The sequence below is a fragment of the Rhizobium sp. 10N414 genome (assembly GCF_056394785.1).
In genome coordinates this window covers 57,074-83,854 of record NZ_JBFTIN010000018.1, presented here as the reverse complement: position 1 = coordinate 83,854, position 26,781 = coordinate 57,074, and the positions used below count along the sequence as shown (strand labels likewise).

At 61.2% G+C, this 26,781-nt stretch carries 30 protein-coding genes; 19 read left to right on the top strand and 11 right to left on the bottom strand.

All coding sequences use genetic code 11. The annotated features are described in order from the left end of the window. Positions 1 to 123: 123 nt before the first annotated feature. The 4 genes from AC1DE4_RS17605 to AC1DE4_RS17590 are packed head-to-tail and all read right to left on the bottom strand — an operon-like array spanning position 124 to position 3,222. On the bottom strand, positions 124 to 1,497 hold the full coding sequence (locus AC1DE4_RS17605) for a 4Fe-4S binding protein (protein WP_477882295.1): 1,374 nt from the start codon (positions 1,495 to 1,497) through the stop codon (positions 124 to 126). After that, on the bottom strand, positions 1,494 to 2,348 hold the full coding sequence (locus tag AC1DE4_RS17600) for an FTR1 family iron permease (protein WP_477882293.1): 855 nt from the start codon (positions 2,346 to 2,348) through the stop codon (positions 1,494 to 1,496). Before AC1DE4_RS17600 ends, AC1DE4_RS17605 begins: the two co-directional genes overlap by 4 nt. Further along, the gene (locus tag AC1DE4_RS17595) at positions 2,345 to 2,680 is read right to left on the bottom strand and encodes a cupredoxin domain-containing protein (RefSeq protein WP_025660786.1); all 336 of its coding nucleotides are present in this window, start codon (positions 2,678 to 2,680) and stop codon (positions 2,345 to 2,347) included. Before AC1DE4_RS17595 ends, AC1DE4_RS17600 begins: the two co-directional genes overlap by 4 nt. Continuing rightward, positions 2,680 to 3,222, bottom strand: coding sequence for an iron transporter (locus AC1DE4_RS17590; protein WP_477882291.1), 543 nt, complete (start codon positions 3,220 to 3,222; stop codon positions 2,680 to 2,682). Before AC1DE4_RS17590 ends, AC1DE4_RS17595 begins: the two co-directional genes overlap by 1 nt. A gap of 161 nt (positions 3,223 to 3,383) precedes the next feature. On the opposite strand from AC1DE4_RS17590, the gene AC1DE4_RS17585 reads away from it, so the two are divergent. After that, positions 3,384 to 4,064, top strand: coding sequence for an NnrU family protein (locus AC1DE4_RS17585; RefSeq protein WP_477882289.1), 681 nt, complete (start codon positions 3,384 to 3,386; stop codon positions 4,062 to 4,064). Here AC1DE4_RS17585 and AC1DE4_RS17580 read toward each other — a convergent pair. Both AC1DE4_RS17580 and AC1DE4_RS17575 read right to left on the bottom strand, forming a co-directional pair. Beyond that, on the bottom strand, positions 4,019 to 4,654 hold the full coding sequence (locus AC1DE4_RS17580) for a UbiX family flavin prenyltransferase (RefSeq protein WP_477882287.1): 636 nt from the start codon (positions 4,652 to 4,654) through the stop codon (positions 4,019 to 4,021). The two genes, AC1DE4_RS17585 and AC1DE4_RS17580, sit on opposite strands and share 46 nt — an antisense overlap. Continuing rightward, positions 4,641 to 6,149: a UbiD family decarboxylase gene (locus AC1DE4_RS17575; RefSeq protein ID WP_477882285.1), complete on the bottom strand. Its 1,509-nt coding sequence runs from the start codon at positions 6,147 to 6,149 to the stop codon at positions 4,641 to 4,643. The genes AC1DE4_RS17580 and AC1DE4_RS17575 overlap by 14 nt, the downstream gene beginning before the upstream one ends. Positions 6,150 to 6,250: 101 nt before the next feature. On the opposite strand from AC1DE4_RS17575, the gene ubiT reads away from it, so the two are divergent. From ubiT to AC1DE4_RS17545, 6 genes are all read left to right on the top strand, one after another. After that, on the top strand, positions 6,251 to 6,757 hold the full coding sequence (ubiT, locus tag AC1DE4_RS17570) for a ubiquinone anaerobic biosynthesis accessory factor UbiT (protein WP_169680324.1): 507 nt from the start codon (positions 6,251 to 6,253) through the stop codon (positions 6,755 to 6,757). Continuing rightward, a complete protein-coding gene (ubiU, locus tag AC1DE4_RS17565; protein ID WP_477882283.1) occupies positions 6,748 to 7,725 on the top strand; it encodes a ubiquinone anaerobic biosynthesis protein UbiU in 978 nt (325 codons plus the stop codon). Before ubiT ends, ubiU begins: the two co-directional genes overlap by 10 nt. Before the next feature lie 3 nt (positions 7,726 to 7,728). Further along, positions 7,729 to 8,658, top strand: coding sequence for a ubiquinone anaerobic biosynthesis protein UbiV (gene ubiV / locus AC1DE4_RS17560; RefSeq protein WP_477882281.1), 930 nt, complete (start codon positions 7,729 to 7,731; stop codon positions 8,656 to 8,658). Further along, a complete protein-coding gene (locus AC1DE4_RS17555) occupies positions 8,655 to 9,071 on the top strand; it encodes a hypothetical protein (protein WP_477882279.1) in 417 nt (138 codons plus the stop codon). The genes ubiV and AC1DE4_RS17555 overlap by 4 nt, the downstream gene beginning before the upstream one ends. Next, positions 9,068 to 9,250, top strand: a complete 183-nt coding sequence (locus AC1DE4_RS17550; RefSeq protein WP_477882277.1) for a hypothetical protein — start codon at positions 9,068 to 9,070, stop codon at positions 9,248 to 9,250. The genes AC1DE4_RS17555 and AC1DE4_RS17550 overlap by 4 nt, the downstream gene beginning before the upstream one ends. 191 nt (positions 9,251 to 9,441) lie before the next feature. Further along, positions 9,442 to 9,798 carry a hypothetical protein gene (locus AC1DE4_RS17545; protein WP_477882275.1) on the top strand — a complete coding sequence of 119 codons (357 nt, stop codon included), beginning with the start codon at positions 9,442 to 9,444 and terminating at the stop codon, positions 9,796 to 9,798. Between the two features lie 86 nt (positions 9,799 to 9,884). Here the strand turns inward: AC1DE4_RS17545 and AC1DE4_RS17540 are convergent, their stop codons facing one another. Next, positions 9,885 to 10,097: a hypothetical protein gene (locus AC1DE4_RS17540; protein ID WP_018856187.1), complete on the bottom strand. Its 213-nt coding sequence runs from the start codon at positions 10,095 to 10,097 to the stop codon at positions 9,885 to 9,887. Between the two features lie 123 nt (positions 10,098 to 10,220). On the opposite strand from AC1DE4_RS17540, the gene AC1DE4_RS17535 reads away from it, so the two are divergent. The 3 genes from AC1DE4_RS17535 (at position 10,221) to AC1DE4_RS17525 (ending at position 11,980) form a co-directional block, all read left to right on the top strand. Beyond that, on the top strand, positions 10,221 to 10,784 hold the full coding sequence (locus tag AC1DE4_RS17535) for a threonine transporter RhtB (RefSeq protein WP_477882273.1): 564 nt from the start codon (positions 10,221 to 10,223) through the stop codon (positions 10,782 to 10,784). 95 nt (positions 10,785 to 10,879) lie between these two features. Further along, positions 10,880 to 11,212, top strand: a complete 333-nt coding sequence (locus AC1DE4_RS17530) for an ArsR/SmtB family transcription factor (RefSeq protein WP_025660797.1) — start codon at positions 10,880 to 10,882, stop codon at positions 11,210 to 11,212. Positions 11,213 to 11,257: 45 nt separating this feature from the next. Continuing rightward, positions 11,258 to 11,980: a CBS domain-containing protein gene (locus tag AC1DE4_RS17525; RefSeq protein ID WP_477882270.1), complete on the top strand. Its 723-nt coding sequence runs from the start codon at positions 11,258 to 11,260 to the stop codon at positions 11,978 to 11,980. Positions 11,981 to 12,272: 292 nt separating this feature from the next. Here AC1DE4_RS17525 and hutC read toward each other — a convergent pair whose 3' ends face one another. After that, entirely contained in the window at positions 12,273 to 12,995 is a 723-nt protein-coding gene (gene hutC / locus AC1DE4_RS17520; RefSeq protein WP_477882268.1) for a histidine utilization repressor, read from the bottom strand. A 56-nt stretch (positions 12,996 to 13,051) separates the two neighbouring features. Further along, the gene (locus AC1DE4_RS17515; protein WP_477882266.1) at positions 13,052 to 14,413 is read right to left on the bottom strand and encodes a formimidoylglutamate deiminase; all 1,362 of its coding nucleotides are present in this window, start codon (positions 14,411 to 14,413) and stop codon (positions 13,052 to 13,054) included. 121 nt (positions 14,414 to 14,534) lie between these two features. On the opposite strand from AC1DE4_RS17515, the gene hutI reads away from it, so the two are divergent. From hutI to AC1DE4_RS17470, 9 genes are all read left to right on the top strand, one after another. After that, the gene (hutI, locus tag AC1DE4_RS17510; protein ID WP_477882264.1) at positions 14,535 to 15,797 is read left to right on the top strand and encodes an imidazolonepropionase; all 1,263 of its coding nucleotides are present in this window, start codon (positions 14,535 to 14,537) and stop codon (positions 15,795 to 15,797) included. Next, on the top strand, positions 15,794 to 17,329 hold the full coding sequence (hutH, locus tag AC1DE4_RS17505) for a histidine ammonia-lyase (RefSeq protein WP_477882262.1): 1,536 nt from the start codon (positions 15,794 to 15,796) through the stop codon (positions 17,327 to 17,329). Before hutI ends, hutH begins: the two co-directional genes overlap by 4 nt. Position 17,330: 1 nt before the next feature. Next, on the top strand, positions 17,331 to 18,131 hold the full coding sequence (hutG, locus tag AC1DE4_RS17500; RefSeq protein ID WP_477882260.1) for an N-formylglutamate deformylase: 801 nt from the start codon (positions 17,331 to 17,333) through the stop codon (positions 18,129 to 18,131). A gap of 26 nt (positions 18,132 to 18,157) precedes the next feature. Further along, entirely contained in the window at positions 18,158 to 19,846 is a 1,689-nt protein-coding gene (gene hutU / locus AC1DE4_RS17495; protein WP_018856178.1) for a urocanate hydratase, read from the top strand. A 185-nt stretch (positions 19,847 to 20,031) separates the two neighbouring features. Beyond that, a complete protein-coding gene (locus AC1DE4_RS17490) occupies positions 20,032 to 20,640 on the top strand; it encodes a HutD/Ves family protein (RefSeq protein ID WP_477882258.1) in 609 nt (202 codons plus the stop codon). A 211-nt stretch (positions 20,641 to 20,851) separates the two neighbouring features. Next, positions 20,852 to 21,865 carry a taurine ABC transporter substrate-binding protein gene (tauA, locus tag AC1DE4_RS17485; protein ID WP_113471735.1) on the top strand — a complete coding sequence of 338 codons (1,014 nt, stop codon included), beginning with the start codon at positions 20,852 to 20,854 and terminating at the stop codon, positions 21,863 to 21,865. A gap of 74 nt (positions 21,866 to 21,939) precedes the next feature. Beyond that, positions 21,940 to 22,731 (top strand): ATP-binding cassette domain-containing protein, encoded by a 792-nt coding sequence (locus AC1DE4_RS17480; protein WP_112644600.1) that lies wholly within the window; start codon positions 21,940 to 21,942, stop codon positions 22,729 to 22,731. Next, on the top strand, positions 22,728 to 23,582 hold the full coding sequence (locus AC1DE4_RS17475; protein ID WP_113161653.1) for an ABC transporter permease subunit: 855 nt from the start codon (positions 22,728 to 22,730) through the stop codon (positions 23,580 to 23,582). The genes AC1DE4_RS17480 and AC1DE4_RS17475 overlap by 4 nt, the downstream gene beginning before the upstream one ends. Before the next feature lie 65 nt (positions 23,583 to 23,647). Continuing rightward, positions 23,648 to 25,003 carry an LLM class flavin-dependent oxidoreductase gene (locus tag AC1DE4_RS17470; RefSeq protein ID WP_477882255.1) on the top strand — a complete coding sequence of 452 codons (1,356 nt, stop codon included), beginning with the start codon at positions 23,648 to 23,650 and terminating at the stop codon, positions 25,001 to 25,003. Here AC1DE4_RS17470 and AC1DE4_RS17465 read toward each other — a convergent pair whose 3' ends face one another. Together AC1DE4_RS17465 and AC1DE4_RS17460 are read right to left on the bottom strand one after the other, a co-directional pair. After that, entirely contained in the window at positions 25,004 to 25,657 is a 654-nt protein-coding gene (locus AC1DE4_RS17465; RefSeq protein ID WP_477882253.1) for a methionine ABC transporter permease, read from the bottom strand. Next, positions 25,638 to 26,720 carry a methionine ABC transporter ATP-binding protein gene (locus tag AC1DE4_RS17460; protein ID WP_477882251.1) on the bottom strand — a complete coding sequence of 361 codons (1,083 nt, stop codon included), beginning with the start codon at positions 26,718 to 26,720 and terminating at the stop codon, positions 25,638 to 25,640. Before AC1DE4_RS17460 ends, AC1DE4_RS17465 begins: the two co-directional genes overlap by 20 nt. Between the last annotated feature and the right edge of the window lie 61 nt (positions 26,721 to 26,781).

The following is a 26,781-nucleotide window of genomic DNA, read 5'->3' as shown; positions in this document are numbered from 1 at the left end:
GAGCTTTGATCGGTCGCAATCGATGGTCACCGCATCTGATTGGTTTGCCTCGCCGACGGCTGAATGATGCCCTCTTCCCACAAGAGGTGTCCTTGTCAACAGACCAGCAACCCTGGAGCGTCGCTAGCTGAACGCCGCCCAGCCGACTGCAAAGGTCAACGTCGGAAGCGCCAAGAGGCACGTCGCCAGGAGCCGCCGGCCGAAACACCGGTCGTACAGACCAGTGATCTGATGGCAAAGTGCGACAGACCAGACGGCGGCCGCCAGAACCAGAGCGCTTCTTAGATCGTCGGCGATGGGCAACATGATCCCGTCCATCCGCAGCTGCGATATCGTGAGCGACAGTAGGCCCGTGAACAACGAAGCGGAAGCAAGGGGAATAAGGGATTGTGCGAGGTGATGCATCGGGCGGACGCGATCGCGAAGGATCCAGGCGCTCGCTGCCAGAGGGAACCCAAAAGCGAGGGTCGCCAAGGCAGCTGACAATGCGAGAAGCGCAAGCAGGGACACCGCATCGACGACCGTCATGATATCGCCGGCTGCAGGATAGTTGGTCAACAGCCACCATGGCAGCCGTAACGAAAGCGGCCACATCAGCTGTGCGTCGAGGCAGACTTCCACCAGCCACTGGCGTATGGCCAGAAACCAGTCGCTGCCCGACCAGGTGAGCGCTGCCGGGACGAGACCAAGCATGACCGGGAGCAACATCGCAGTCTCCCATCCGGTCGCCATCCGGCCGGATCCTCGCACGATGTCGATCGCCGGCTTTCGCCACGCCAGCCGGATCGCGCCCCTATGTCCGGAACAACGGCCGCACATGTGACAGGCGGCAGCGCCCTGCATGGTCTTGATGGGGACCAGGGGCGCACAGTTCACGGCGTCGGGTCGGCCGCCTGGCGCGTGGCGCCAGCTCGCGGGATCCACCCTGAAATGGAGGGGCGCTATCTTCGACACGATGCCGAATATGCCGCTGACAGGACACAGGAACCGGCACCACACTCTCTTGGCCTTGCCATATCGAGCGCCAACGGCGATTGCTGCGAATGTCGAGCCACCGAGCAGAAGTGCGGCCGGCTTGGGATACTGATAAATGCTCGTAAGCTGACCGTACACTGTGGTGGAAATGAACGACAGGACCGGCCAACCCGACCACTTCATCCAGCCAGGAATCGCCCTCCCCGCGCCCCGTTCACTGGCAAACTCCGAAAGCGCGCCTTCCGGGCAGAGTATCCCGCACCAGAACCTGCCGACGAGCGCCGTTGCGAGGATCACAAACGGCCACCAGAGGCCCCAGAACACAAATTGAGCAAAGCGCGTCAGGTTCGTCCATATGAAATCGGTCCTCGCAGGAAGAGGCAGGACGACGGGCACGGCCAGAAGCGCCGCATAGCCTGCCACGATCCCCCATTGAAGGCGCCGGATGAACACCTGCCACCGCAGGAGAAGATCGCCAAAGCCGCCAAGAAGCGCCTGCGCGCCAATCTGGATGGAGGTCATGCAGGAGCCTTCGCGCTTAGCGGCGGCATGTAAGCCAGAGAGGCGGTGAGCCAGTAGGCGCCGATGCCCAGAAGAGGAAGAAGTTCTGGACGGGCCCGATAGCCTGCGAGCCCGGCGAGGAAGGCGCCGCCCCCCCTGCCATCGTCGAGAAGCCAGCTCAAGTCCCATAGCGGTGCGGTCAAGGGCGTCAGGATCCCAAGGGAAATCGACTTGTCGATGACGGTCATTGCCAGGCCGCTGCCGAGGATGATGAGGAGCGCCTGACTGATCCGCGACAACACCTTCTTGGATGCCATCGCCGCACCGGCCCTAAACGCCCAGAACGTTCCCGCGGCCAGCACCAGACCAACTGCTCCCGACACGACGACAATGCCGGTCTGCCACCCTTCGGACCCAGAGAGCATTCCATAGAGAAAAATGACTGTTTCGGCTCCTTCCCGGGCTACGGCAAGCGCCGCCAGGGAAGCCAGACCCAGCCAGTTGCCAGCCCGTACATGCCCGAGCGCCTCATTGCGCAGTCCCCCGGTATCGCCCTGTTCCATCCGGCGCATCCAGAACACCATTCTCAGCATGAGGACTGAGGCCAGCGACGCCATGATCATCTGGAGTATTTCCTCGGCATCCCCGTCGAGCAGTGCGGAGGCCCGGCTCATGATCAGCGCCAGGGCGGCGGCGAACAGGATGCCAGAGGCAACCCCCGCGGCAATCCATCCGACGGCTGTTCTTTGAGCGGAAGGCCCCTCCCGCAACGACCAAGTCAAAAGGATTCCGACGACGAGCAAGGCTTCAAATGTTTCCCGCCAGACCACGGATGCGATCTCGAAGGACTGCAGATAAAGATTCGCGCTCATTTGGCGACCATGCTCGCCGGTGGCATGTCGAGGTGAAAGTCGTCGAAGAAGGCATAGGTTCCGACATCCAACGAGCGAAACACGAGAAAGCTTGAGGCGCCCGGAGCGAGCACCTTTTCCTTGCGCAGCGGAATGCTTTCGAATTCGACCGGCGTCGAGCCGTCGTTGTGAAGCTCAAGCTTGAAACGCGTGTTGGCTGGCACCTCGATGACGGACGGCGAGATCATCCCATTGCTGAAGTGAATCTGGATGACCGGATCGTCGCCCTGCGCAACGGCGGGCGTGACCGCGAGGCAGACCGAGAGCCCCGAAACGAGTGTTCGCAGCCACATCAGTAGCCGCCCTTCTTTCCGACGCCGGCAAACACGAATTCATATTTCAGGGTAAATGCTTCAGGCCACGCGGCCACTCCGGTCTCCTTGTCGACATGCCGGCCGAACGACATCATGCCGTGACCGCCGGGGTGCACGGTGAGTTCAAGCGCATAGCGGCCCGGCCCTGAGAGCTTGACGTTGTCGCCGTAGTGCGGCCCGTCGCTTGCGACCATCGCCTCAAGGGCACCCCCCTGTTCGGCGCCGTTGTCCAGGTTCTTCACCCTGTATTCGACATGAAGACCCGGCACCCAGTCGCCCTCGGCAAAGCCATTCGCGTTCTCGGCCGTGGCGTGTATGTCCGCTTCCAGATGAACGTCGGATTCGGCCGTTGCAAGCATCATTCCCGGAGGATCCATTTCGACCGGCTGAAGATAGACGGCTGCCACTTCCATCCCACTCGCGAGCTGCGGCGCTCCGATCGGATATTCCGCGGCGCGCACAGCAAAAGGCATGGCGGCGAGAAGAACAGGCGGGAGGCAAAGGCAGGTAGCTCGAAGCATTGTGTGTGATCCGTAAAAGGTGACTGAACGGCTCACCTTTATCAGCGCAATTGCCCCACTCTTTGCGCTGGCGCAAAGATGAGGACTTCGCAAGGCTGATTTGACATTCCTCAACGCCCGTTCGTGCAGATCGTGCCATCGACAAGAAAAAGGAGGCGAGCGTGACCGAATTTCTAGCCGCGTTTGTGGTGTTTCTGGCGCTTCATTCGATCCCTGCTACACCAGCGGTTCGAGCAGGCATCATCAGTCGGATTGGCAGGCGGACCTACTTCGTCGCCTATTCAGCGGCCTCGCTGCTGGCCCTGGCATGGTTGTTTGCCGCTGCGCTAAAACTTGACTACGTGCCTTTGTGGGACCTGCAGCCCTGGCATGCGGCGATCACGTTTGTCCTGGCCCCCCTGGGCGGCTTCCTGGTGATTGCAGGACTTATTAGTCCCAATCCCCTTTCGATCACCGTCCGGTCATCGGAGAGACCTGGCGCCGTGGTTGGCATCACCCGCCATCCGGTACTCCTCGGGTTCGCGATCTGGGCAGTGGGACACATCATCGCCAATGGCGATCTGCGGTCCATTCTGTTGTTCGGCGGTTTCGCGCTCTTTGCCATCGGCGCCATACCGATGATCGAGAAGCGGGCAAAGCGGCGGCTTGGATCACGGTGGGAGAGCCTGGCTGCGCCGACCTCGATCCTGCCTTTCCGGGCGTTTCTGGCTGGAAGGCGACCCGCCTTCGACGTGCCCTTGGTCGCCTCCATTCTCCTGACCGGTATCCTTGTTGGCTGGCTCTTGTTTGGCGGCGGTCATGCCCTGCTTTTCGGCGCCGACCCTTTTGCAATATTCGGCTGATCGAATAACGCCTCGCCAAGCCAGGCGCGCGATTGATGCGGGACAGGAAGTCCAAGCAGATCGACTGCCCGACGAGCGAGGTGGTCTACCACGTCCTGGATGGACTCGGGCCGATTGTAGAATGCCGGCACGGGCGGCATGACGATCGCTCCCATTTCCGTGACGGTGACCATGTTGCGAAGGTGTCCGAGGTGCAACGGCGTCTCGCGGGTGAGCAGGACCAGCCTGCGCCTTTCCTTCAGTTGAACATCCGCCGCCCGAGAAATCAGGTTTTGAGACAACCCCGTGGAGATCGCTGCCAGCGTCTTCATGGAGCAGGGTGCAACAATCATGCCGGTGGCCGGAAACGAACCACTCGCGATAGCCGATCCAATGTCGTTGTTGTCATATGCCCTGTGTGCCTTGAGCAGCATGCGCCCGTGGGCTTCAGCCCCAACTTCGTGAGCGAGTGTCCGGCAGCCACTGTCGGAAACAACGAGATGCACCCTCACATTCAGCGAGACCAGCAAATCGAGCGCGGCGACGCCAAGCGCTGCGCCTGACGCTCCTGTCACTGCAAGCACGACATCCTTGTGTTCAGATACCCGCATCACGTCGCAGCCTTTCCCATATTCGCGCGGCCTTTTCCTCAAGGTTTTCGGGCATCTCCAGCACTCGACCCCATTCCCTTTCGGTCTCAGCACCGATCTTGTTAGTGGCGTCCAAGCCCAACTTGGCGCCGAGCCCGGACTTCGGAGACGCGAAGTCGAGGTAGTCGATTGGCGTGTTTTCCAGCACCACCAGGTCCCGCGAGGCATCGAACCGGGTTGCGACCGCCCACATGATCTCCTCCCACTTCCTGACGCTGATATCCGGATCGACGACGATGATGAGCTTCGTATAGTTGAACTGCGGGAGCATCGACCAYAGCCCCATCATGATGCGGCGTGCCTGACCCGGATAGCGCTTGTCGATCGAAACGACGACTGCCCGGTAGGAGCAAGCTTCCGGCGGAAGCCACAGATCCCTGATCTCCGGAAACTGGCGCTTCACGATCGGGATGAAAAGCTCGGTCATCGCCTCGCCCAGCCGTGATGGTTCGTCTGGCGGGCGCCCGGTATACGTCGAGAGATACACCGGCGAGCGCCGCGTGGTTATCGCACTCAACCTGACGACTGGAAACGGTTCCACGCAGTTGTAGTACCCGGTATGATCTCCATAGGGTCCCTCTGGCGCCGTTTCCTCAGCGGAAACGTAGCCTTCGAGAATTATTTCGGCATTTGAAGGGACCGCAAGCGGGACGGTGAGCGCGCTCGAGACCTCGGTTCTCGATCCGCGCAGAAGGCCGGCGAAGTTCAGTTCGCTCATGCCTTCGGGAAGTGGAATGACGCCGGCGAGAAGCGTCGCCGGATCGGCCCCGATCACAACGGCGATCGGCATATCGAGGCCCTTACGCTGCCACAGCCGGAAATGCTTCGCGCCACCACGATGGGCCAGCCACCGAACGATCAGCGACGAGCGGTCGCGGACCTGCATCCGGTATATGCCCACGTTCACGTCCCTGGGGTCGTCGGGATTGCATGTAATCACCAGCGGCCAGGTCACGAGAGGCGCCGGCTCGCCTGGCCAGCACCATTGTACCGGAAACTGCCCGAGATCGATCTGCGGTCCCTTGTAGACGACCTCCTGCGAGGCAGCCGCCCTGCGCAAGCGAGGTCGCATGCTGCCCACCGCCTTGAGCATTGGCAGCTTGCTCCATGCATCGGCGAGCGACACGGGTGGTGTCGGCCGCTGAAGCTCGGCCAGGTCATTCGCGAGACCCGTCAATCCCGCTTCGCCGACGCCAAAGCCGAGCTCGATCCGCTGCCTTGTACCGAACAGATTTACAGCGACGGGTATCGGGGAGAACCGTCCGTCGGCGTGTACGGGTTTTTTGATGAGGAGGGCGGGGCCACCCTCGGAAAGCACTTTCTGGTGCAGGGCGGTCAGTTCATGCACGAGCGACACGGGCTCCTCCACGACAAGCAGCAGCCGTCGCTGCTGCAGATCGAAAAGGAAGGACTGCAGGTCGCCATGCCGTTTGGCTTTTGGTTCTTCATTACGCATGACGCTGAAATCGACGAGGAAACCGTCCTTGTCTTTGTCTCAGATCAAACAGAGCCTCGCCAAGAAAAACTAGGATGGCTTGTTCAATCTGAGAGGCCGTAATGCTCGCCCCATCTCGCCTGATGGCGACCGCCCGCATCATTCCATTGCCGATCGTCGGGCGCATCGCCGACTTCCTGCTCAAGGAGGTTCTTTCAATTCATCCGAAGCTCTTCGACCGGCTCGGTGAGTACAGCCAGTCCCGCTTTGCATTCGTGCCGTCGGACTTCCCGTTTTCATTCCTGATTTGCCCAAAAGATCGCACTGTCCAAGCCTTTCGTCGCGGTACCCACATGGCCGCTGACACCACCATCTGCGGACCGCTGGTCCTGATGCTGGCCCTTGCCGAGGGCAGGATTGACGGCGACGCCATATTCTTCGCCAGAAAGCTCACTGTCACCGGTGACATGGAGGCGGTGCTGGCACTTCGAAACGCCCTTGATGACAATGAAATAGACCTCGTTGACGCCGTCGGGAGATTGTCGGGCCCGATGACCCGTTCCATCACCGGAGCCCTCGGTTCGGTCCGTCGGCAAGCGCTGAAGGCGCATGGTGTCCAATGGAACTGATCTGCCCTGCAGGAACCCCTGCATCGTTTCGCGAGGCCGTCGATGCGGGGGCTGATGCCGTCTACTGCGGCTTTCGCGACGAGACAAACGCGCGCAACTTCCCGGGTTTGAACTTTGATGTCGCCGAGCTTCGTGATGCAATCGGCTACGCACGCGCGCGAAAGGTGAAGACGTTTGTCGCTCTCAACACTTTCATGACCGCCGGCAAGGAAGATCTCTGGTACCGCAGGGCAAGGGAAGCGTCGGAAGCGGGCGCCGACGCCCTCATTGTTGCAGACTTCGGATTGATGGCGCATGTCGCGGAACATCACCCGGCACAGCGCCTCCACATCTCCGTTCAGGCGTCTGCCTCCAATCCCGAGGCCCTTTCATATCTGGTCGACTGTTTCGGTGCTGCCCGCATCGTGCTGCCGCGTACCCTCACCATCCAGGACATCGCCCGCATTGCACGAAGCGTAGACTGCGAATTGGAGGTTTTCGTCTTTGGCGGATTGTGCGTCATGGCAGAGGGGCGCTGCTCGCTGTCCTCCTACGCGACCGGCAAGTCGCCAAATATGAACGGCGTATGCTCGCCAGCCAGCCACGTACGCTACCGGCAGGCCGGCGGCGACCTGGTGTCTGAACTGGGTGGCTTCACCATAAACCGGTTTTCCGAAGAAGAACCCGCTGGCTATCCGACGCTGTGCAAGGGTCGCTTCGCAGTGGGACAAAGCGCGACCTACGCTTTCGAGGATCCGGTGTCGCTGGACGTCATGGACCAGCTCGACGAACTTCGGGCGGCCGGCGTCAAGGCATTGAAGGTCGAAGGCCGTCAACGCGGCAAGGCCTACATCTCGGAGGTCGTTTCCACGCTTCGCGCCACGCTGAAGGCGGCGCCTGCGGACCGCCCGGTCCTCATGTCACGCCTTCGCAAACTCAGCGAGGGACAACAGACGACAAAGGGCGCCTATGAGAAGCGCTGGAGGTAGTCGATGAAATCTCCCTTGAAGCTTACCTTGGGGCCGCTCCTCTATCTTTGGCCGACAGAGCGCTGGCGCGACTTCTATTTCGCAATCGCCGACCAGTCGCCTGTCGACGTCGTGGTGCTTGGCGAGACCGTCTGTTCCAAGCGGTTGCATTTCATGGAACCCGAGTTCGTGGCTGTCGTTGAACGCCTGGAGGCGGCGGGAAAGGAAGTCCGTCTCTCCACGCTCGCCCTTGTAACCCTCGATCGTGAATCGAAATATCAGAGATCAGTTGCAGCCGATGAAGGTCACCTGGTCGAAGCCAACGATCTTTCCGCCCTTCAGATGCTGAAGGGCCGGCGTCACACCGTCGGACCCTTCGTCAATGTCTATAATGGACCATCGGCCAAGCTTCTCGCACGAAATGGCGCGGCCAGCATCTGCCTGCCCCCGGAGCTGCCGGCAGCGTCGGTCGCCGAGATCACGCGATCCTGCCCCGGAGGCGATTTCGAGCTCTTCGCGTTCGGCCGCTTACCCCTCGCCATCTCGGCGCGCTGCGCGCATGCCCGATCCAAGGGAAAGACCAAGGACAATTGTCAGTTCGTTTGCCAGGAAGATCCCGACGGCCTTTCCGTAGGCACGCTTTCAAACCAGCCGTTTCTCGCATTGAACGGCGTACAGACGGTCTCCCACTCCTGCCAGGCGCTCCTGGAAGGGCCGGAGGAGTGGGACGCACTGGGCGTCAGCTCACTGCGCCTCTCGCCGCAGGATTGCGACATGGTTGCCGTGTCCGCGCTCTATCGCAAGATGCTCGACGGTCACCTCGAGCCGGCGGAGACGGGCTCAAGAATACGAAGCATCTATCCCGACGTCCCGTTGTCGAACGGATTTCATCACGGGCGCGCCGGTGCGGAATGGATCGCAAGACAAAGGAACACAGAAGGAGCGAGCAGATGACAGGGAAGCAATCGCGAAGCGGCAGTCTCGCCGATAATCATATTCTTGCAGCGGTTCGCCAGATCAAGGCTTTTGCGAAAAATCCGGCGGTCGATTGCGGCTGCTCCACGGTTGTGGGCCAGGTCCTGGTCAGCCTGGTGCCGAAACAACGCGCTGCAGTCGTCCAGGAGCTCTTTCTGTCTGCCATGCGACAACGGGACAAAGTGTCGACCCTTATGGAACTTCTGAAGGAACTCGACCAGTTCGGACCGGCAACAGAGATCGGGGAGGTTGAGGAGGCGGCGTTGATCTTCGACGACCTGGCCCAGCAGGCGCGGTTGGGATCGCAGCTCCTGAGAGCCTTCGCCTTCAATCGAAACGACATACTCGCTCCATCAACCAAGCATGTTGAGGTGCAGGAGGCCTTGTCGTGAATTCCGAACGGAGCTGGCAGAGACATATCGACGCTCTGGAGTTCGTCAGCCTTTGGGGAGCGTCTGGCGGCGAGCAGCGGGCCGTCCTGGAGGCGTACCTTTTCCACACCCGCGGGTGGTTCTCGAAAGATCCGGGTGACCTGCAGGACCGGCTTTGCAGGGAACGCTCCGGTGAATAGCCTTCATTCCAGTTCGCGTTCATCGAGTGCGAGTTCGAGCCGGCTTCACGAACGTATTTGGGCCCGGCAGGTATGATGTCACGGTTTGACGCAGATCAAGGTTTTGGGAGAGCGCATCGCTCATCTTCGCAGAACTTCGGCAAGGGATCGGCGTCAGCGGCGCTATGGTGCGCGGCAAGGAGGGAGCAAGTTTGCGGTATACGGTAGTCGCTGCGTGGCTGGACGGAAAGGAGAGATCCGGACGCATCGTTTTGCAGGCAGCCGGTCGTTCACGGACGATCGTTGTCACGCGACGTGCGCTCCTCAATGTCGACACCCCTCCCCGCGCCACGGAGGAACGTCTCCTTCAACATCTTGATAGTTTCTGTGAGATGGCGCTCGCCTTCATCGGCGATCGCCAGGACGACTGCGAGACGCTCCTTGTCACAGCGACCGACGTTCGCAACCGCAGAAAAGCAGAACCGGTTCCGGAGCCGCTGTGGACCTGGCAAGACCAGTGGGGCTCCTGGAAGCAGAAAGGCAGTCGTTCTCGGCTCGGGTTGGTCTGAGCGGCAGGATCGCCCTGGTCGTCAATACTAGCGCCGCTCGGCGCTCATGCCTTCGGCTTTGCGCATTTGCGCCGGACTTTCGGCGTTCAAGGTTCATCAAGCCACAGCGCCGTCGCCAGGTAACCGGCAGCGATCGTGCTGCCGAACAGATAGACAAACATGCCCTGGGCGACATAATAGTCGGGCACTTCAATACCTGCGCCCCAGGAGCCGACCCTCCAGATAGCCAATCCAGCCACGGATCCGATTGCGAATCCGGCCGAAAGGCGGGTAAGCAGAAACCAGATCAAGTGAGGCATCGCGGTACCTCCATCCATGTCCCAGCATAACACGTCGTGTGGCGACAAGTTCTCCCAAAATGATCAATGTCAATGTGGCCGACGTCGCATCGTGCGAGCAGCGAGTTTCACAGGATACGGACCATGAATGACCTCAGCTTTGCACTTGGTGCTTTCACACTTCTGATACTGCCGGGACCGACCAACGCATTGCTCGTCATGGCGTCGCACGGCCTATCTCGCATTGGCTTGCTTGAGGTGCTCGCCGCTGTTGTCTTCGCTTACCTTGCGATCATAATTCCCGTTTCAAGCGTCGCTGGTCCTTTCCTGCATGCTCACCCTCTCGCGCTGCAAGTCGTGAAGGCCATCTCCGCCGTCTGGGTGATCTATCTTGCATTCAAGCTTTGGGGGCGCAGTACCGTCGCCTCGACGGAATTTGCGGGTCCCCGGCACGTGTTCGTGACGACATTGCTCAATCCGAAGGCAATAATAATCGGATTGACGATCATTCCCTCCGCGCAGGATGGACTTGCGCTCAGCACGATGATGGCGTTCGTCGCCGTGGCACTCTCGACTTCCCTGATTTGGCTTACCGCCGGCAGGCTGGTGATCGGCGAAAGCGATCACATGCCCTTGATCGCCAGGCGTTGCGGTTCAGCAGCCTTGATGATCTTCTCCATCGTTTTGACGGCGAGTGCTCTTCGCTAGGAGACGAGCCGTCTTTCCCCAGCAATTTGCGCTGGCTCAATGAAGGGATCCGGGAGGTCGCTACTATTCGCTCCGTTCATACCGGAGGAAATGCGATGCTCGGCGACGACGGCGAACTCGCTGCATATTTCTCGGCGCTCGCGAATGCCCATCGCCTGGCCGTGTTGAGAACACTCGCCGAGGGAGAAATCTGCGTCAGGGAACTCGCGTTCCGCATCGGTCTGGGCCGGTCTGCCCTGTCGCAGCACCTGAACATCCTTCGACGGCATCAGCTGGTCAAGCAGCGTCGTGAAGCGCAGACGATCTACTATTCGCTGTCTGGCAGCAGAAGCGACAAGGCGCTCCTGCTCGTTAACACCATTCTTTTTCCTTATGGAGTCCAGTTGTCGATGTTCGGGTTCTCGGACGTCACGCGGGACGGCGTGTAGGCATTCCTAGAAGCGGATCCCGTTTGCGCCCTGGAGGTGCCTGAAATGCGCGTAAGTCAAATCATGACTGAAGGCGTCATCACGATCACTGAGCGGGCGACCGTGATCGATGCTGCAGAACTGATGCTCTACCATCGCATTAGTGGCCTTCCGGTGTTTGATGCGCGGGGCGGCCTGGTGGGCATGCTGAGCCAAAGCGACCTGGTGCGGAGGACGGAGGCGCAGACCGAGACGCGCGGTTCATGGTGGCTGCAACTCTTGACGGGTCAGGACTGCCTTGCCGACGAATATGTGGCCTTGCGCGAACGGCGCGTTGGTGAAGTCATGTCGCGTCCGCTTGTGACCGTCTCTCCTTATGCGACGCTGACAGAGGCGGCAGAATTGATGGAGCAGACAAGTGTAAAGCGGCTGCCGGTGGTCGTGGGGGACAGCCTCGTCGGCATCATTGCCAGGAAGGACTTCCTCAAGCCGCTTCGACAATCGCGATCGGTCTCGGTCTTTCCGATTGATGACAGGACGATCCTATCGAACGTCGAGGCGGAATTGCAGACCAGAAAATGGGCTCGATGTGGACAGATCCGCGTCAGCGTCAATGCCGGCATTGTCGTGTTGAGAGGGACGGTTCCCGACGAACGGGTGCGGGCGGCCGTAAGAGTGGCGGCGGAGAATGTCGCCGGCGTGCAGGACGTTCGGGACGAACTCACCTGGATCGATCAGAGCTTCAGGATTTTTGCGCCGTCACCAACCGTCGACGAGAGGCTGAACTGAACGCGCCTCAACCGGCGGCTTGACCGTTCCGGAAAGCCGCATGGCCGGCCCCGACCCGATGACGGGAGAGGCAAAAGTGCTGACGCCAATATGCATTGCGGCAGTCTTGCCGGCGATGGCGAGCTTGCTGCGGCGTGCGAGACATCAACCTTCTGCAGTTTGAGATGTTTTGCGTCACGTTCGGTTGCGTTCACTGGCGAGCCACGAAACTCGGGTAGGAGACTTGCGCTTCGAGGAACCAGGTGTCTTGCTGACAAGGCCGTCTGACAGCGCCGTCTGACAAGCCCGTTCGCTATTGCGACGCCGGGGTGAAGCGCGCTACCAGTGCGTGCCGGTCGCCGGGATAGGTGAAGCGCACGTGAGTGACTGGCCCGACATTGCTCCAGGTGCGGCGTTCGACGACCAGACAGGCCGTGTTGCGCGGGATGTCCAGGGCGACAGCCTCGTCCGCGCCGGCCGATACGGCATGGATGCGGTGCTCGGCGCTACTCCATGGGATCTGATTGATCAGCCAGGCGCCGGGTGCCATCTCGGAAAAATCGGCGTCGGCTGCCTCGGGTACGGTCGACAGACTGATTAGCCTTTCCTCGAGGCAGAATGGCCGTCCGCCCGCGTGATGAATGCAGGCCACGTCGACAACGGAAGAGCCCGGCATGACGTCCAGGCGTCCGATGTCCTCGGCCCTGGCCTTGCGTTGCACGCGCTTTGAGACCGTGAAGGCATAGGTGAGATTCAATGACTTGACCTCGGCGCCGATGTCGTGGATCTCGAGGACGGCCGATTGTGCCTGCGGCTGTGTGACGAAGCTGCCGGACTTTTTCCGACGCTCGATGAGGCCCGCCTTGGCGAGCTGGGTCAGCGCCTTGTTCACGGTCATGCGCGAACAGTCATATTGCTTGGTGAGATCCACTTCGAACGGGATGCGGTGACCCGGTGGCCATTCGCCCGAGACGATGCGGCCTTCGATGTCACTCACGATCCGCTGATGCAAGGTGATGTCCTTGCTTTGGTTCATCGTCACGCTCCGGTTATACCTCCCGCTCTAATGTGAATGTCGGGACCTGGAAAGCCCTATGCTGAAAGAAGCTCGCCCATCGCCTTCAGGAACCGGCGATTGATTGCCTCGCGCGCTACGTGGCGGCCGCCTTCCACCTGCTTGCGGCCGAGCGCCCAGACACTATCGACCGCGACACCGCCGGCAAAAATCCAATGATCGAGCAACTGGTCGCCTGAAAGGTAGGGCACGGCCGTCGTGTCGAGCGAGATGAGATCGGCGTGATGACCGACGGCAATTCCCCCAGGGGCCTTCAGGGCGGCGCCGCCGCCGGTTATTGCATGATCGAACAGGCTGCGCGCCGTTGAGCCGCCGGGTGCAGCCACCACATTGCGGGCCCTCAACGCCAGACGCTCTGAGTATTCAAGCTGGCGCAGTTCGCCGGAAAGCGAGATCGCCACGTTGGAATCGGAGCCGACGCCGAGACGTCCGCCTTCCTCGATGAAGAGCGGTGCCTCGAAGGTGCCATCGCCGAGGTTGGCCTCGGTAATCGGGCAAAGGCCGGCGATCGCGCCGCTACGGGCCATGCCACGGGTTTCCTCGTCGCTCATGTGCGTCGCGTGGATCAGGCACCAGCGATCATCGACGGGTTGGTTGGCAAGCAGCCATTCGACGGGCCGGGCGCCCGACCAGGCAATGCAATCCTCGACTTCCTTGACCTGCTCGGCAATGTGGATGTGGATCGGGCCGTTGCCGGCAAGCGGGACGACCGTGGCCAGTTCCTCGGGTGTGGCGGCGCGCAGGCTATGTGGGGCAAGGCCGAGCTCGGCACCTTGAAGCCTCATCGTCACCTTGCGGCAGCCGTCCATCAGGGCGGCAAAACTGTCCAGCGAATTGATGAAGCGCCGTTGACCCTCGATCGGTGCGGCGCCACCGAAGCCAGAATGGGCATAGAATACGGGAAGCAGCGTCAGGGCGATACCGCTGACATTTGCCGCCGCCCCGATGCGCTCGGCCAGCTCGGCAATGTTGGCGTAGGGTGTGCCGTTCTTGTCGTGGTGCAGATAGTGGAATTCGCCGACCCGGGAAAAGCCGGCCTCCAGCATCTCCATGTAGAGCTGGGCGGCAACGGCTTCGACATGTTCGGGCGTCATCGACAATGCGAACTTGTACATGACCGTGCGCCAGCTCCAGAAGCTGTCATTGGCTGGTCCCCGCACTTCGGCAAGGCCGGCCATGGCGCGCTGGAAAGCGTGGCTGTGGAGATTGCCCATCGCGGGCACAAGCGTGCCGTGACGATCATCGGCTGGCGTCGGAGCGACGTTGGCCTCGATGGTCGCAATCAGGCCGTCCTCGATCGTCACGCGCACGTCCTTGCGCCATCCCTGCGGCAGAAGTGCCGCGCTCGCATGAAGTCTGGTCGCCACCGTCTGAGCCATAACGCTTTTTCTCCTCTTTGGCGCCGCGCATCTTTCTTTTCCATGGAAGCGCACAAAATTTCACTTGTCATCGGTTTATTATGTATATACATGTTTCCGCATAAGGAAAGGCGCAAAGCTGATGAATGGGAACAAATTTTCAAGCCATGAGTCATCCGGCGACGTCCGTCCGCATCTGTGGCGGAATGTGCGCTTGGCAACACTCGACCCGCAAAAGCAGGGCCTCGGCATCGTCGAAAAAGGCGCCCTCGTCACCGAGGGTGGGCGAATAAGCTACGTCGGCTCCGAGGCCGAACTGCCGGTTGCCGCGATCGAGCGCGCCGAGATCACGGATCTCGAAGGCCGCTGGATTACACCGGGCCTCGTCGACTGCCACACCCACATCGTCTTTGGCGGCAATCGCGCCCGCGAGTTCGAGATGCGCCTCGAAGGTGCGACCTATGAAGAGATTGCGCGCGCCGGCGGCGGCATCGTCTCGTCCGTCAAGGCAACAAATGCGCTCTCGGTCGAAGGCCTCGTCAAGGCGGCGCTTCCCCGCTTGGATACGCTGATCCGCGAGGGGCTGACGACGATCGAAGTCAAGTCCGGCTATGGGCTGAACGTCGATGGCGAGCTGAAGATGTTGCGCGCTGCCCGCCAGCTTGAGCGCCTTCGCCCGGTGCGCGTCGTCACGTCCTATCTCGGCGCTCATGCAACGCCGATCGAGTACAGGGGGCGCAACAGCGACTACATTGCCGAGGTCGTCCTCCCAGGCCTCGAATACGCCCATGCCGAGGGCTTGGTCGATGCAGTCGACGGGTTCTGCGAGGGCATCGCCTTTTCCACCGCCGAGATCGCCCGGGTCTTCGACAAGGCAGAGGCACTCGGTCTGCCAGTCAAGTTGCATGCCGAACAATTGTCCAATCTTGGCGGCGCCAAGCTCGCCGCCTCCCATGGTGCGCTCTCTGCCGACCACCTCGAATATCTCGATGCCGAGGGTGCTGCCGCCATGGCTGCGGCCGGTACGGTCGCCGTTCTCTTGCCTGGCGCTTTCTACGCCATCAACGAAAAGCAGAAGCCGCCCGTTCAGGCGCTGCGCGACGCCGGCACCCGTATTGCCATTGCGACCGACTGCAATCCCGGCACCTCGCCGCTCACCTCGCTGCTTCTGACGATGAATATGTCAGCCACGCTCTTCGGCCTGACTGTCGAAGAATGCATTGCGGGGGCGACCCGTGAGGGTGCACGCGCCCTTGGGCTTCTGGGCGAGACAGGAACGCTCGAGACCGGCAAGTCCGCGGACTTTGCGATCTGGGACGTCGAAAGCCTCGCGGAGCTCGTTTACCGCATCGGCTTCAACCCGCTTCATGCACATGTTTTCAAGGGCGAAAGGATCGACCGTTGACCATTACCCTTCATCCAGGCTCCGTCTCGCTCAGGGATCTGGAGACGATCTACTGGACCGGTGAACCGGCGAGGCTCGACGCATCTTTTGATGCCGGTATAGCCAAGGCCGCTGCCCGCATTGCAGAGATCGCGGCCGGCAATGCACCGGTCTATGGCATCAATACCGGCTTCGGCAAACTTGCTTCGATCAAGATCGACAGTGCTGACGTGGCGACGCTCCAGCGTAATCTTATCCTGTCCCACTGCTGCGGCGTCGGCGCGCCATTGCCCGAAAACATCGTTCGCCTGATCATGGCCTTGAAGCTCGTTTCGCTCGGTCGCGGCGCCTCCGGCGTCCGGCTCGAACTGGTGCGGCTGATCGAAGGCATGCTCGAAAAAGGCGTCATCCCGGTCATCCCGGAAAAGGGTTCCGTGGGCGCTTCGGGCGACCTTGCGCCGCTGGCCCACCTGGCCGCCGTGATGATGGGCGAAGCCGAAGCCTTCCTTGCGGGTGAACGCCTGTCAGGCGCGGCCGCCCTTGCGAAGGCTGGCTTGAAGCCCGTTGTGCTGGCGGCCAAGGAAGGCCTTGCGCTCATCAACGGCACGCAGACCTCGACGGCATTGGCGCTTGCCGGTCTCTTCCGGGCTCACCGCGCAGCTCAGGCAGCACTGATTACCGGTGCCATGTCGACCGATGCGGCGATGGGCTCGTCCGCGCCTTTCCATCCCGATATTCACACGCTACGCGGCCACAAGGGCCAGATCGACACGGCCGCGGCACTTCGCGCGCTCCTCGAAAGCTCCGCCATCCGCCAGAGCCATATTGAGGGCGACGAGCGTGTGCAGGATCCCTACTGCATTCGTTGCCAGCCGCAAGTCGATGGTGCCTGCCTGGATGTTCTGCGCTCGGTCGCGCGCACACTGGAGATCGAGGCAAATGCCGTCACTGACAACCCGCTGGTGCTTTCGGACAACTCGGTTGTCTCGGGCGGCAATTTCCATGCCGAGCCGGTTGCCTTTTCAGCCGACCAGATCGCCCTCGCCATCTGCGAAATCGGCGCGATCGCGCAGCGGCGCATCGCCTTGCTGGTCGATCCCGCGCTTTCCTATGGACTGCCGGCCTTCCTGGCAAAGAAGCCGGGCCTCAACTCAGGCCTGATGATCGCCGAGGTAACGTCGGCAGCGCTGATGTCTGAGAACAAGCAGATGTCACACCCGGCCTCCGTCGATTCGACGCCGACATCCGCCAACCAGGAAGATCACGTTTCGATGGCCTGCCATGGCGCGCGTCGTCTGCTCCAGATGACCGACAACCTCTTCAGCATTATCGGCATCGAGGCATTGACCGCAGCACAGGGCGTGGAATTTCGTGCGCCACTCACAACCGGTCCCGAACTGCAGAAGGCGATCGCCACCATCCGCAGCGTGGTACCGACGCTGGAGCTCGATCGCTACATGGCGAACGATCTGAAGGCGGCGGGCGACCTCATCGCGACAGGCGCGCTCAATGCATCAGTCTCAAGCGGCATCCTGCCGGCTCTGGAGGTCTGAGATGGCTGTCGTCGACGTCAAACAGGGTTCTTCACCCATTATCCTGGGTTTTCCGCACACCGGCACTGACGTGCCCGCCGGCATCTGGGAGCGTCTGAATGATAACGGCAGGATTCTTGCCGATACCGACTGGCACATCCACGACCTCTATGACGGCCTGCTTGCCGATGCGACGACGGTGCGCGCGACGTTCCATCGCTACGTCATCGACGCCAACCGAGATCCGGCAGGCGTCAGCCTCTATCCCGGCCAAAACACCACCGGCCTGGTTCCTGAAACGGACTTCGACGGCAAGGCGATCTGGAAGGATGGACGGGCACCTGATGAAGCCGACATTGCGGCGCGGCTCAGGGACTTTCATGCTCCCTATCATGCAGCCCTTGCCGCCGAGGTCGAGCGTGTGAGAGCAATTCATGGCGTGGCGATCCTCTATGATTGCCACTCGATCCGCTCGCATATTCCTTTCCTTTTCGAAGGCAAGCTGCCGGATTTCAACATCGGCACCGACATGGGCAAGACCTGCGATGGGGCCATCGAACAGGCGACACTCACGGTCGTCGAGAAGGCTGAAGGCTATGACAGCGTGCTCAACGGCCGCTTCAAGGGTGGGTGGACGACACGCCACTACGGGCAGCCAGAAACGGGCGTGCACGCCATCCAGATGGAACTCGCGCAATCGACGCATCTTGAGACCGAGGCGCCGCCGTTTGCCTACGACGCTGCCAAGGCAGAGCGCCTTCGCGTCCACCTCAAAGACATTCTGGTGCGCATCGAGCAGATCGCACCGGACCTGAAACGATAACGATCACTCGACAGGGGGAACCCCGCATGACCTCAAATCCACGTCACAACATTCGCGAGATCCGCGCCCCGCGCGGCAGTGAACTCAACGCCAAGAGCTGGATGACCGAAGCGCCGCTGCGCATGCTGATGAACAACCTCGACCCTGACGTCGCGGAAAATCCAAACGAGCTGGTGGTCTATGGCGGCATCGGCCGTGCAGCCCGCACCTGGGACGATTTCGACCGTATCGCAGCGACCCTGAAGACTTTGAACGAGGATGAAACGCTCCTCGTGCAGTCCGGCAAGCCAGTCGCCGTGTTCCGCACGCATAAGGATGCCCCCCGCGTGTTGATTGCCAACTCGAACCTCGTGCCGCACTGGGCGACGTGGGATCACTTCAACGAGCTGGATAAAAAGGGCCTTGCCATGTACGGCCAGATGACAGCCGGCTCATGGATCTATATCGGCACGCAAGGCATTGTGCAGGGAACCTACGAGACCTTCGTCGAGGCCGGCCGCCAGCACTACGATGGCAACCTCAAGGGCAAATGGATCCTGACCGGCGGTCTTGGTGGCATGGGTGGCGCACAGCCGCTCGCAGCCGTGATGGCGGGCGCCTGCTGCCTGGCCGTCGAATGTGACGAGACGCGCATCGATTTCCGTCTGCGTACACGCTACGTCGACGAGAAGGCGAAGACACTCGATGAGGCCCTGGCGCTGATCGACAAGTGGACGAAGGCCGGCGAAGCAAAGTCGGTCGGACTGCTCGGCAACGCTGCCGAAATCTTCCCGGAACTCGTTCGCCGCATGAAGGCCGGTGGCCCTCGCCCCGATATCGTGACCGATCAGACATCCGCGCACGATCCGCGCAACGGTTACCTGCCAGCTGGCTGGACTGTCGAGGAAGCCAAGGCCAAGCGCGAGAGCGATCCGAAGGCTGTCGAAGTGGCCGCGCGCGCGTCGATGAAGGTCCACGTCGAAGCGATGGTTGCCTTCTGGGATGCTGGCGTCCCGACGCTCGATTACGGCAACAACATCCGTCAGGTTGCCAAGGACGAGGGCCTGGAAAACGCCTTCGCCTTCCCGGGCTTCGTGCCTGCCTATATTCGCCCGCTGTTTTGCCGCGGCATCGGTCCCTTCCGCTGGGCAGCCCTGTCGGGCGATCCGGAGGATATCTACAAGACCGACGCCAAGGTGAAGGAGCTTCTGCCTGACAACAAGCACCTGCACAACTGGCTGGACATGGCCCGCGATCGCATCGCTTTCCAGGGATTGCCGGCGCGCATTTGCTGGGTCGGTCTCGGCGATCGCCATCGTCTCGGCCTTGCGTTTAACGAGATGGTCAGGAACGGCGAGTTGAAAGCACCCGTTGTCATCGGCCGCGACCACCTCGACTCCGGCTCCGTCGCTTCACCGAACCGCGAGACGGAAGCGATGAAGGACGGCTCGGATGCGGTCTCCGACTGGCCGCTTTTGAATGCGCTCCTGAACACCGCATCGGGTGCGACCTGGGTGTCGCTCCATCACGGTGGCGGCGTCGGCATGGGCTTCTCGCAGCATTCCGGTATGGTCATCTGCGCCGACGGCACTGATGAGGCGGCGCGCAGACTTGAGCGTGTTCTCTGGAACGACCCGGCAACCGGCGTCATGCGCCATGCCGACGCGGGCTACGAGATCGCGATCGAGTGCGCCAAGGAACAAGGCCTGCGCCTGCCCGCGATCCTCGGAAACTAAGCCTCACATCGGTCGAACAAGGCCGCCGCATCGTGCGACGGCCTTGTCGACGGAGAGAAGGATCAATGCCTCCGAAAAGCCTGTGCCATGAGGAGAGGATCGAAGCCATCCCTTAAATAGGGGGAAGGGTTCCACTGTCGCTCATTTCCAGCCGGTGACAGGGAGTTCACAATGATGGAGCAAAAATGACCCGCGCCACCGTCCTCAGAGCCAGCAATTATCGCCGCATGCCGTGGAAGAACGGCGGCGGCGAGACCGTTGAGGTCGCCGTCTCGCCCGAGGGGGCGGCCCTTTCTGATTTCGACTGGCGCGTCAGCATGGCAACGGTCGCGACCGATGGCCCCTTCTCGATCTTTCCCGGCATCGACCGGACGCTTTCGGTTATCGACGGCAACGGCATGCAGCTCGCAATCGATGGGGATAATCCGCTGTTGCTGACGCAGGACAGCGCTCCCCTCGCCTTTGCCGCCGATGTCGCTGTCACTGCAACGCTTGCCGAGGGACCCATCACGGACCTGAACGTCATGACGCGTCGCGACGGATTGCGCCACCGGGTCGAGAGGGCTGATATCGATTCCAGGGTCACCTTTCAGCCCGCCGCGCCGACGTGGCTTCTCCTGTGTCATCAGGGCGCGCTCACCGTTGAATGGAGTGGTCAAAGCGTGGATCTTGGCCCAGGCGATACGCTTCTCCTCGAGCAACCCGGGGATGTCGAGCTTCCGCTCGAGCAACCCGGGGATGTCGAGGTGAGCGGCAGAGCGCGCTGCTTCCTGATCTTTATCGATCCGGTCTGACGCCATTTCCCAATTATGATGCCGATCGAGGCCCCTCAGCCGGCCGAGGCGCGAATGTTTGCGCCTCAACTCAATCAAAAAACAATATTGTTCTTATATTCTATAAAATAGATAGTTTTGCCTGTGTCCGCTGAAGCATCCGCCCTACGGTTATAAGCGTCGAAACAAGTTCAGGCGCTGAGGCTGACGCTCAGCCGCAAGGGGGCGAAACATGAATATCAGGACATTATTGGCGGCGATCACACTCGGTTCCGCGAGCCTGCTGGCAACATTTACAGTACAGGCAGCCGACAAGAAGGTCGTGGTGGCCTATCAGACGGACGCGCTGCCGTCGTCGGTCGCAATCGCCAATGGCGAATTTGCGAAGGCAACCGGCTACGACATCGATTTCCGCAAGTTCAACTCCGGGGCCGAAATCTTCGCGGCCATCGCTTCGGGCGATGTGCAGGTCGGCTACGTCGGCTCGAGCCCGTTCGCAGCTGCGACCTCGCGCGGACTGGAGGTGAAGGCCTTCTACCTTTCCTCGATCTCCGGCATCGACGAGGCTCTGGTTGTTCGCAACGGTTCGGGCATTGCGTCTCTGTCCGACCTCAAGGGCAAGAAGCTCGCTGCCGCGCCGGTATCGACCGACCACTATCAGCTTCTTGCGTTGATCAAATCTCTCGGACTGACGGAAAAGGATGTTCAGGTCTTTGCAATTCCGCAGCCCGAGATCGTCGCCAGCTACAACCGCGGCGACATTGACGGTGGTTTTGTCTGGGATCCGGCGCTGAGCGAGCTGAAAAAGAACGGCAAGGTGCTTGTCACCTCCAAGGATGTCGCCGACAAGGGCGCGCCCACTTTCTCCGCATGGGTTTCCGCATCGAAGTTCGCCGATGAGAACCCGGCGTTCCTGAAGGGCTTCGCCAGCGTGGTCAACAAGTACTACGCCTCCTTCGCGGCAGACAAGAAGGCCTGGGACGCCGACAGCGAAAATGCCAAGCTGCTTGCCAAGACACTTGGTGGCACACCCGAGCAGCAGGCTGCCGCACTGAAGAACCTCACGCTGCTGACCCCTGAGGTGCAGGCGTCCGAGGCTTGGCTCGGTGGCGGCGAAAAGTCGGGCGCAGCCAAGATCCTCAAGGACACGGCCGCCTTCCTGAAGGATCAGGGCAAGGTGAGCGAGGTGCTGCCGAGCTACGCGGCTTTTGTCACGCCGGATGCACTTGTCAACGCAAGTAACTGAAATAACGAACAATCCTCCCATCCTGCTACGCTGGCGCGATATCGCGCCAGCGTCACAACATGAAGAGACGGCACATGCTCAAAGTCGATCACGCAAGCGTCTATTTCCGGACGCGGGATGGCCGGACGGTCCATGCCCTGGATCGCGTTTCTCTCGATATTCCAGACAACAGCTTCGTCGTGGCACTTGGTGCATCGGGTTGCGGCAAGTCCACACTCCTCAATGCGATTGCCGGCTTCCTGCCGCTTTCCTCGGGCACGATTACTCTTGATGGGCGACCGGTCATGCGCCCTGGCGCGGACCGAGGCGTCGTGTTCCAGAAGGATACCCTGCTGCCTTGGAAGTCGGTCGTCGACAATGTCGCACTTGGCCTTCAGTTTACGGGTACTCCAAAAGCTGCGCGGCGTACCCGCGCGGAAGAGCTTCTGTTTCTCGTCGGTTTGAAAGACTTCGCGAAAGCCTTTCCCTACGAATTGTCGGGTGGCATGCGCCAGCGCGTCGGGATTGCCCGCGCCCTTGCCGCCGATCCTGATGTGCTTTTGATGGACGAGCCTTTCGGAGCCCTGGACAGCCTGACGCGTGAACAGATGCAGGAACTCCTCGTATCGATCTGGAAAACAACGGGAAAACGCATTTTCTTCATCACGCATTCGATCGAGGAAGCTCTGTTCCTCGGGACGCAGCTTGTGGTGATGTCGCCGCGTCCCGGCCGCATTGTGGCGCGCTTCGAACTCGATTTCGTTCGCGAATTTGCCCGCACTGGCGACGCCCGATCGATCAAGATGGCACCGGAGTTTGCCAGTTTGCGAGAAGAAATCCGGACCATTCTACATGGCTCCGACGAGATCAGGAGTGCGGCGGAATGAGCAATGTCATCGAAACGACGGGCGTGGTCGTGCGGGCCGAAACGGATCAACCGAAAACCGTCGAGATGAACGGGTTCGGCGTCGGCGAACGCAATACGCTTGTCATCAGCTTCGCAACAGCGGTCGCTTTGATTGGAACCTGGTGGCTGATCGCCAGGCTGGGGTTGGTACCGCGTCTTTTCCTGCCGACACCGCAGGAGGTCGCCACGCAACTCGGAGCCGTCTATCGTGACGGCTATGCCGGCGCGTCGCTCGGCGAACATATTTCGGCAAGCCTGTTCAGGATTGCAACGGCAGCTGCCATCGCCATTGCCGCCGGCATCCCGATCGGCCTGCTGATGGGGCTCAATCGCTGGGCGAAGGGCATATTCGACACACCGATCGAATTCTACTGGCCGCTGCCGCCCCTCGCCTATCTGCCACTGATGATCATCTGGCTCGGCATCGGCGAGACGTCGAAGGTAACGCTTCTCGTGCTTGCCATGTTCGCACCGATTTGCCTTTCGGCGCAGGCTGGCGTGCGCGCCCTGCCGATCGAGCGCGTCAACGCCGCACGATCGCTTGGCGCCCGGCCCTGGCAGCTTCTTGTCAGCATCGTTTTGCCATCGGCTCTGCCGGAGATCCTGACGGGTATCCGAATTGCGCTTGGCGTCGGCTGGGGCACGCTCGTCGCTGCGGAGTTGATCGCCTCCAACCGCGGCATCGGCTACATGATCATGTCGGCGTCCCAGTTTCTGGCAACCGACGTTGTCTTCGTTGGCATCGGCATCATCGCTGCCTGTGCATTTGCTTTCAGCGCTGCCGTTCGGCTCTTGGAAGCAACCCTCGTTCCGTGGAAAGGTAAGAGCTAGGGGTACGCAAAGCGTCCCTCGTGGCTCAAGGCGGCGCCGGGTCTACCGGCCCAGGGAATGATTGTATGGAGCAGATGCAGATCTACGCATTCGACATGAACTGCGTCGGTCATATCAATCACGGCATGTGGACGCATCCACGCGATACGTCCCCTCACTATACCGACCTCGACTACTGGGTGGACTTTGCCCGGACAGCCGAGCGGGGCAAGCTGGACGGGATATTCCTGGCGGATATCGTTGGGGTCTACGATGTCTACAAGAAAAGTCCGGCACCCGTCATCGAGGCCGGCGCGCAGATCCCGGTCAACGACCCGCTGATGCCGATCTCGGCAATGGCCTATGTCACCAGGCATCTCGGCTTCGGGGTAACGGTCAACACGACCTACGAGCCGCCGTACTTGTTGGCGCGGCGCATGTCGACGCTCGACCACCTGACAAAGGGTCGCATCGGATGGAACATGGTCACCGGCTATCTCGACAGTGCTGCGCGTGCGATGGGTTTCGACAAACTGCCGGAACACGACGCGCGCTACGACGCGGCCGAGGAATATCTCGAAATCCTCTACAAGCTCTGGGAGGGCAGCTGGGACGACGATGCGGTACTTGGTGACAAGGCGCGAGCCGTCTTCGCCGACCCGTCGAAAGTCCGAGCCGTCAAGCACGACGGCCAATACTACAAGATGGAGGGTATTCATCTCTCGCAGCCTTCGCCACAGCGCACGCCTCTGCTCTTCCAGGCAGGCGCTTCGACGCGCGGGCAGGATTTCGCGGCCCGACACGCCGAATGCGTCTTCATCGCGACGCCGACCCCGCAGGCGGCAAGGCCGACCGTGGCGGCCCTGAAGCACAAGGCGGCGGCATCAGGGCGCGGGGCGGATGCCTTGCGTGTTCTCGGCCTTGTGACGGTTGTCGTTGGTCGCACCGAAAAGGAGGCATTCGAAAAGCTCGAAGACTACCGCCGCCATGCGAGTGTCGATGCTTCCCTGGCGCATTATTCGGCCTCGACAGGCGTTGATTTCTCGAAATACGGCCTCGACGATCCAATCGAGCAGAGGTCCACCAATGCCAATCAGTCTGCGCTCGCCGCAATCACCAGGGAAGCGTCAAAGCCGGTGACGCTGCGCCAGATCATTGATCAAATGGTACTCGGCAGCCGTATGAAACCCATTGTCGGCTCGGCCGAGCAAGTGGCGGACCGCCTGGCGGCATGGGTTTCCGATGGCGGTGTGGACGGCTTCAACCTGGCACGTACCGTGGCGCCGGAAAGCCTGCGCGACTTCGTCGATCTCGTCGTTCCGGTGCTGCAGGAGCGCGGGCTGTTCAAGGCGGACTACACCGAGGGACCACTCAGGCAGAAGCTGTTTGGCGGCAGCGGCAGGTTGCCATCCTCGCACCCTGCCGCTGCGTTTCGCCGCTGACTATTTATGGTCAAGCCTTTCGACCAGTCGATCGCCGAGCCACTGAATGCCGCAGACAAGCACGATCAAGACGGCAACGACTGCCACCATGACGGTTGTCTCGAAGCGCTGGTAGCCATAGCGGATGGCAAGGTCGCCGAGACCGCCAGCGCCGATCGCACCGGCCATTGCCGAGGCCCCGATCAGGGTCACCAAGGTGACCGTGAAGCCGGCGACGATGCCGGGTAAAGCTTCCGGTACCAACACTTCGCGAATGATCGTCCAGCGATTGCCGCCCATGGCGCGCACCGCATCGATCAGTCCGCGATCGACCTCGCGCAGCGACACTTCCGCGATCCGTGCATAATAGGGCGTTGCGGCAATGGCGAGCGGGACGATGGCCGCCCAGGTGCCAAGCGCAGTGCCGACGATCAGGCGCGTCACCGGGATCAGGGCCACCAGCAGGATGATGAACGGCACGGAACGGAAACCATTGATGATGGCCCCAAGGATGCCGTTTACCCAGGCGTTCTCGGCGATGCCGCCTTTGTTCGTGAGAACGAGCGCGAGACCGAGCGGCAGGCCGAAGACCAGCGAAATCAGTCCGGATGCACCCGTCATCAGGATCGTTTCCCAGAGGGAACGAAGCAGAAGATTAAACATGATCGGTGTCATAGCCAAGGACCTCCACCCGCGCAGAGCGAGCCTTCAGAAACTGCAGAACCTTGTCCTTGAGCGCAGGGTCGCGCATCGGGACAGCAATGAAGAACCGCGCCACCGGCTGGTTCTGGATATGGTCGATACCGCCGTGGACGAGCCGGAAGGATTGCGGCAGCGCCGCAGACAGGTCGGCAAAGACCGCGCCCTGTGCGGCGAGGCCCGCCATGTCGATGCTTATGATCGCTTCCTCCCCTGATGTCGGCGAAAGGCGAGCGGCGATATGCTCCGGCAATTGCGGGCGGCTGCCGGACAGCAGACTCCGGGTGATCGGCGCTTTCGGGTCAGCGAACACCGACCATACCTTTCCTTCTTCGACGATCCGGCCGGCATCGATGACTGCGACGCGATCGGCAATGCTGCGGACGACTTCCATCTCATGCGTGATGAGGATGATGGTGAGGCCGAGCTTGCGGTTGATGTCCTTCAGAAGGGCCAGGATCGACCGTGTGGTCTCGGGATCGAGCGCCGATGTCGCCTCGTCGGACAAGAGCAAGGCAGGGCGTGCGGCAAGCGCGCGCGCAATGCCCACCCGCTGCTTCTGGCCACCGGACAGGGACGATGGATAAGCCTTCGCCTTACCCGCGAGACCGACAAGCTCCAGCAATTCATGTGCGCGCCTCAGGCGCTCGGTCTTTGCCACGCGGGCGATCTTCAGCGGCAGTGCGACATTCTCCTCGACCGTCCTGGAGGCCAGCAGGTTGAAATGCTGGAAGATCATTCCGACGCGGCGGCGAAGCGGCTGCAACTCCTTTTCGTCGAGACCAACGATGCTGCGCCCCTCGATTTCGATTGAGCCGCGATCCGGACGCTCCAGGCCGTTGAGGCAGCGGATCAATGTGGATTTGCCGGCTCCACTGCGCCCGATTACACCCAGGATTTCTCCCTTGTGGACGGTGAGCGCTACGCCATCGAGGGCCGGGGTGGTGCCGAAATGCCGATGTACGTCGACCAGGCGGACCACCGCCTCAGCAGTTGCTTGCGGCGTCTCGATTACAGAGGCCGTTACGATTGTATTCATAGTCATTCCCTTCGGAAACGCCCAAGGCGGCCCGGGCAAGGAACGCCCGGGCCGCCTTGTT

What these genes read in the sequence shown, in the direction of transcription:
- ubiT (WP_169680324.1), top strand. Translation starts at nt 6,251, where the DNA reads ATGCTCGCCCCATCTCGCCTGATGGCGACCGCCCGCATCATTCCATTG.
- hutC (WP_477882268.1), bottom strand. Translation starts at nt 12,995, where the DNA reads ATGAACCAAAGCAAGGACATCACCTTGCATCAGCGGATCGTGAGTGAC.
- AC1DE4_RS17515 (WP_477882266.1), bottom strand. Translation starts at nt 14,413, where the DNA reads ATGGCTCAGACGGTGGCGACCAGACTTCATGCGAGCGCGGCACTTCTG.
- AC1DE4_RS17465 (WP_477882253.1), bottom strand. Translation starts at nt 25,657, where the DNA reads ATGACACCGATCATGTTTAATCTTCTGCTTCGTTCCCTCTGGGAAACG.
- AC1DE4_RS17490 (WP_477882258.1), top strand. Translation starts at nt 20,032, where the DNA reads ATGACCCGCGCCACCGTCCTCAGAGCCAGCAATTATCGCCGCATGCCG.
- ubiU (WP_477882283.1), top strand. Translation starts at nt 6,748, where the DNA reads ATGGAACTGATCTGCCCTGCAGGAACCCCTGCATCGTTTCGCGAGGCC.
- AC1DE4_RS17605 (WP_477882295.1), bottom strand. Translation starts at nt 1,497, where the DNA reads ATGACCTCCATCCAGATTGGCGCGCAGGCGCTTCTTGGCGGCTTTGGC.
- AC1DE4_RS17530 (WP_025660797.1), top strand. Translation starts at nt 10,880, where the DNA reads ATGCTCGGCGACGACGGCGAACTCGCTGCATATTTCTCGGCGCTCGCG.
- AC1DE4_RS17480 (WP_112644600.1), top strand. Translation starts at nt 21,940, where the DNA reads ATGCTCAAAGTCGATCACGCAAGCGTCTATTTCCGGACGCGGGATGGC.
- AC1DE4_RS17540 (WP_018856187.1), bottom strand. Translation starts at nt 10,097, where the DNA reads ATGCCTCACTTGATCTGGTTTCTGCTTACCCGCCTTTCGGCCGGATTC.
- tauA (WP_113471735.1), top strand. Translation starts at nt 20,852, where the DNA reads ATGAATATCAGGACATTATTGGCGGCGATCACACTCGGTTCCGCGAGC.
- hutG (WP_477882260.1), top strand. Translation starts at nt 17,331, where the DNA reads ATGGCTGTCGTCGACGTCAAACAGGGTTCTTCACCCATTATCCTGGGT.
- AC1DE4_RS17460 (WP_477882251.1), bottom strand. Translation starts at nt 26,720, where the DNA reads ATGAATACAATCGTAACGGCCTCTGTAATCGAGACGCCGCAAGCAACT.
- AC1DE4_RS17555 (WP_477882279.1), top strand. Translation starts at nt 8,655, where the DNA reads ATGACAGGGAAGCAATCGCGAAGCGGCAGTCTCGCCGATAATCATATT.
- hutI (WP_477882264.1), top strand. Translation starts at nt 14,535, where the DNA reads ATGAATGGGAACAAATTTTCAAGCCATGAGTCATCCGGCGACGTCCGT.
- ubiV (WP_477882281.1), top strand. Translation starts at nt 7,729, where the DNA reads ATGAAATCTCCCTTGAAGCTTACCTTGGGGCCGCTCCTCTATCTTTGG.
- AC1DE4_RS17475 (WP_113161653.1), top strand. Translation starts at nt 22,728, where the DNA reads ATGAGCAATGTCATCGAAACGACGGGCGTGGTCGTGCGGGCCGAAACG.
- hutU (WP_018856178.1), top strand. Translation starts at nt 18,158, where the DNA reads ATGACCTCAAATCCACGTCACAACATTCGCGAGATCCGCGCCCCGCGC.
- AC1DE4_RS17470 (WP_477882255.1), top strand. Translation starts at nt 23,648, where the DNA reads ATGGAGCAGATGCAGATCTACGCATTCGACATGAACTGCGTCGGTCAT.
- AC1DE4_RS17525 (WP_477882270.1), top strand. Translation starts at nt 11,258, where the DNA reads ATGCGCGTAAGTCAAATCATGACTGAAGGCGTCATCACGATCACTGAG.
- AC1DE4_RS17590 (WP_477882291.1), bottom strand. Translation starts at nt 3,222, where the DNA reads ATGCTTCGAGCTACCTGCCTTTGCCTCCCGCCTGTTCTTCTCGCCGCC.
- AC1DE4_RS17600 (WP_477882293.1), bottom strand. Translation starts at nt 2,348, where the DNA reads ATGAGCGCGAATCTTTATCTGCAGTCCTTCGAGATCGCATCCGTGGTC.
- AC1DE4_RS17580 (WP_477882287.1), bottom strand. Translation starts at nt 4,654, where the DNA reads ATGCGGGTATCTGAACACAAGGATGTCGTGCTTGCAGTGACAGGAGCG.
- AC1DE4_RS17595 (WP_025660786.1), bottom strand. Translation starts at nt 2,680, where the DNA reads ATGTGGCTGCGAACACTCGTTTCGGGGCTCTCGGTCTGCCTCGCGGTC.
- AC1DE4_RS17535 (WP_477882273.1), top strand. Translation starts at nt 10,221, where the DNA reads ATGAATGACCTCAGCTTTGCACTTGGTGCTTTCACACTTCTGATACTG.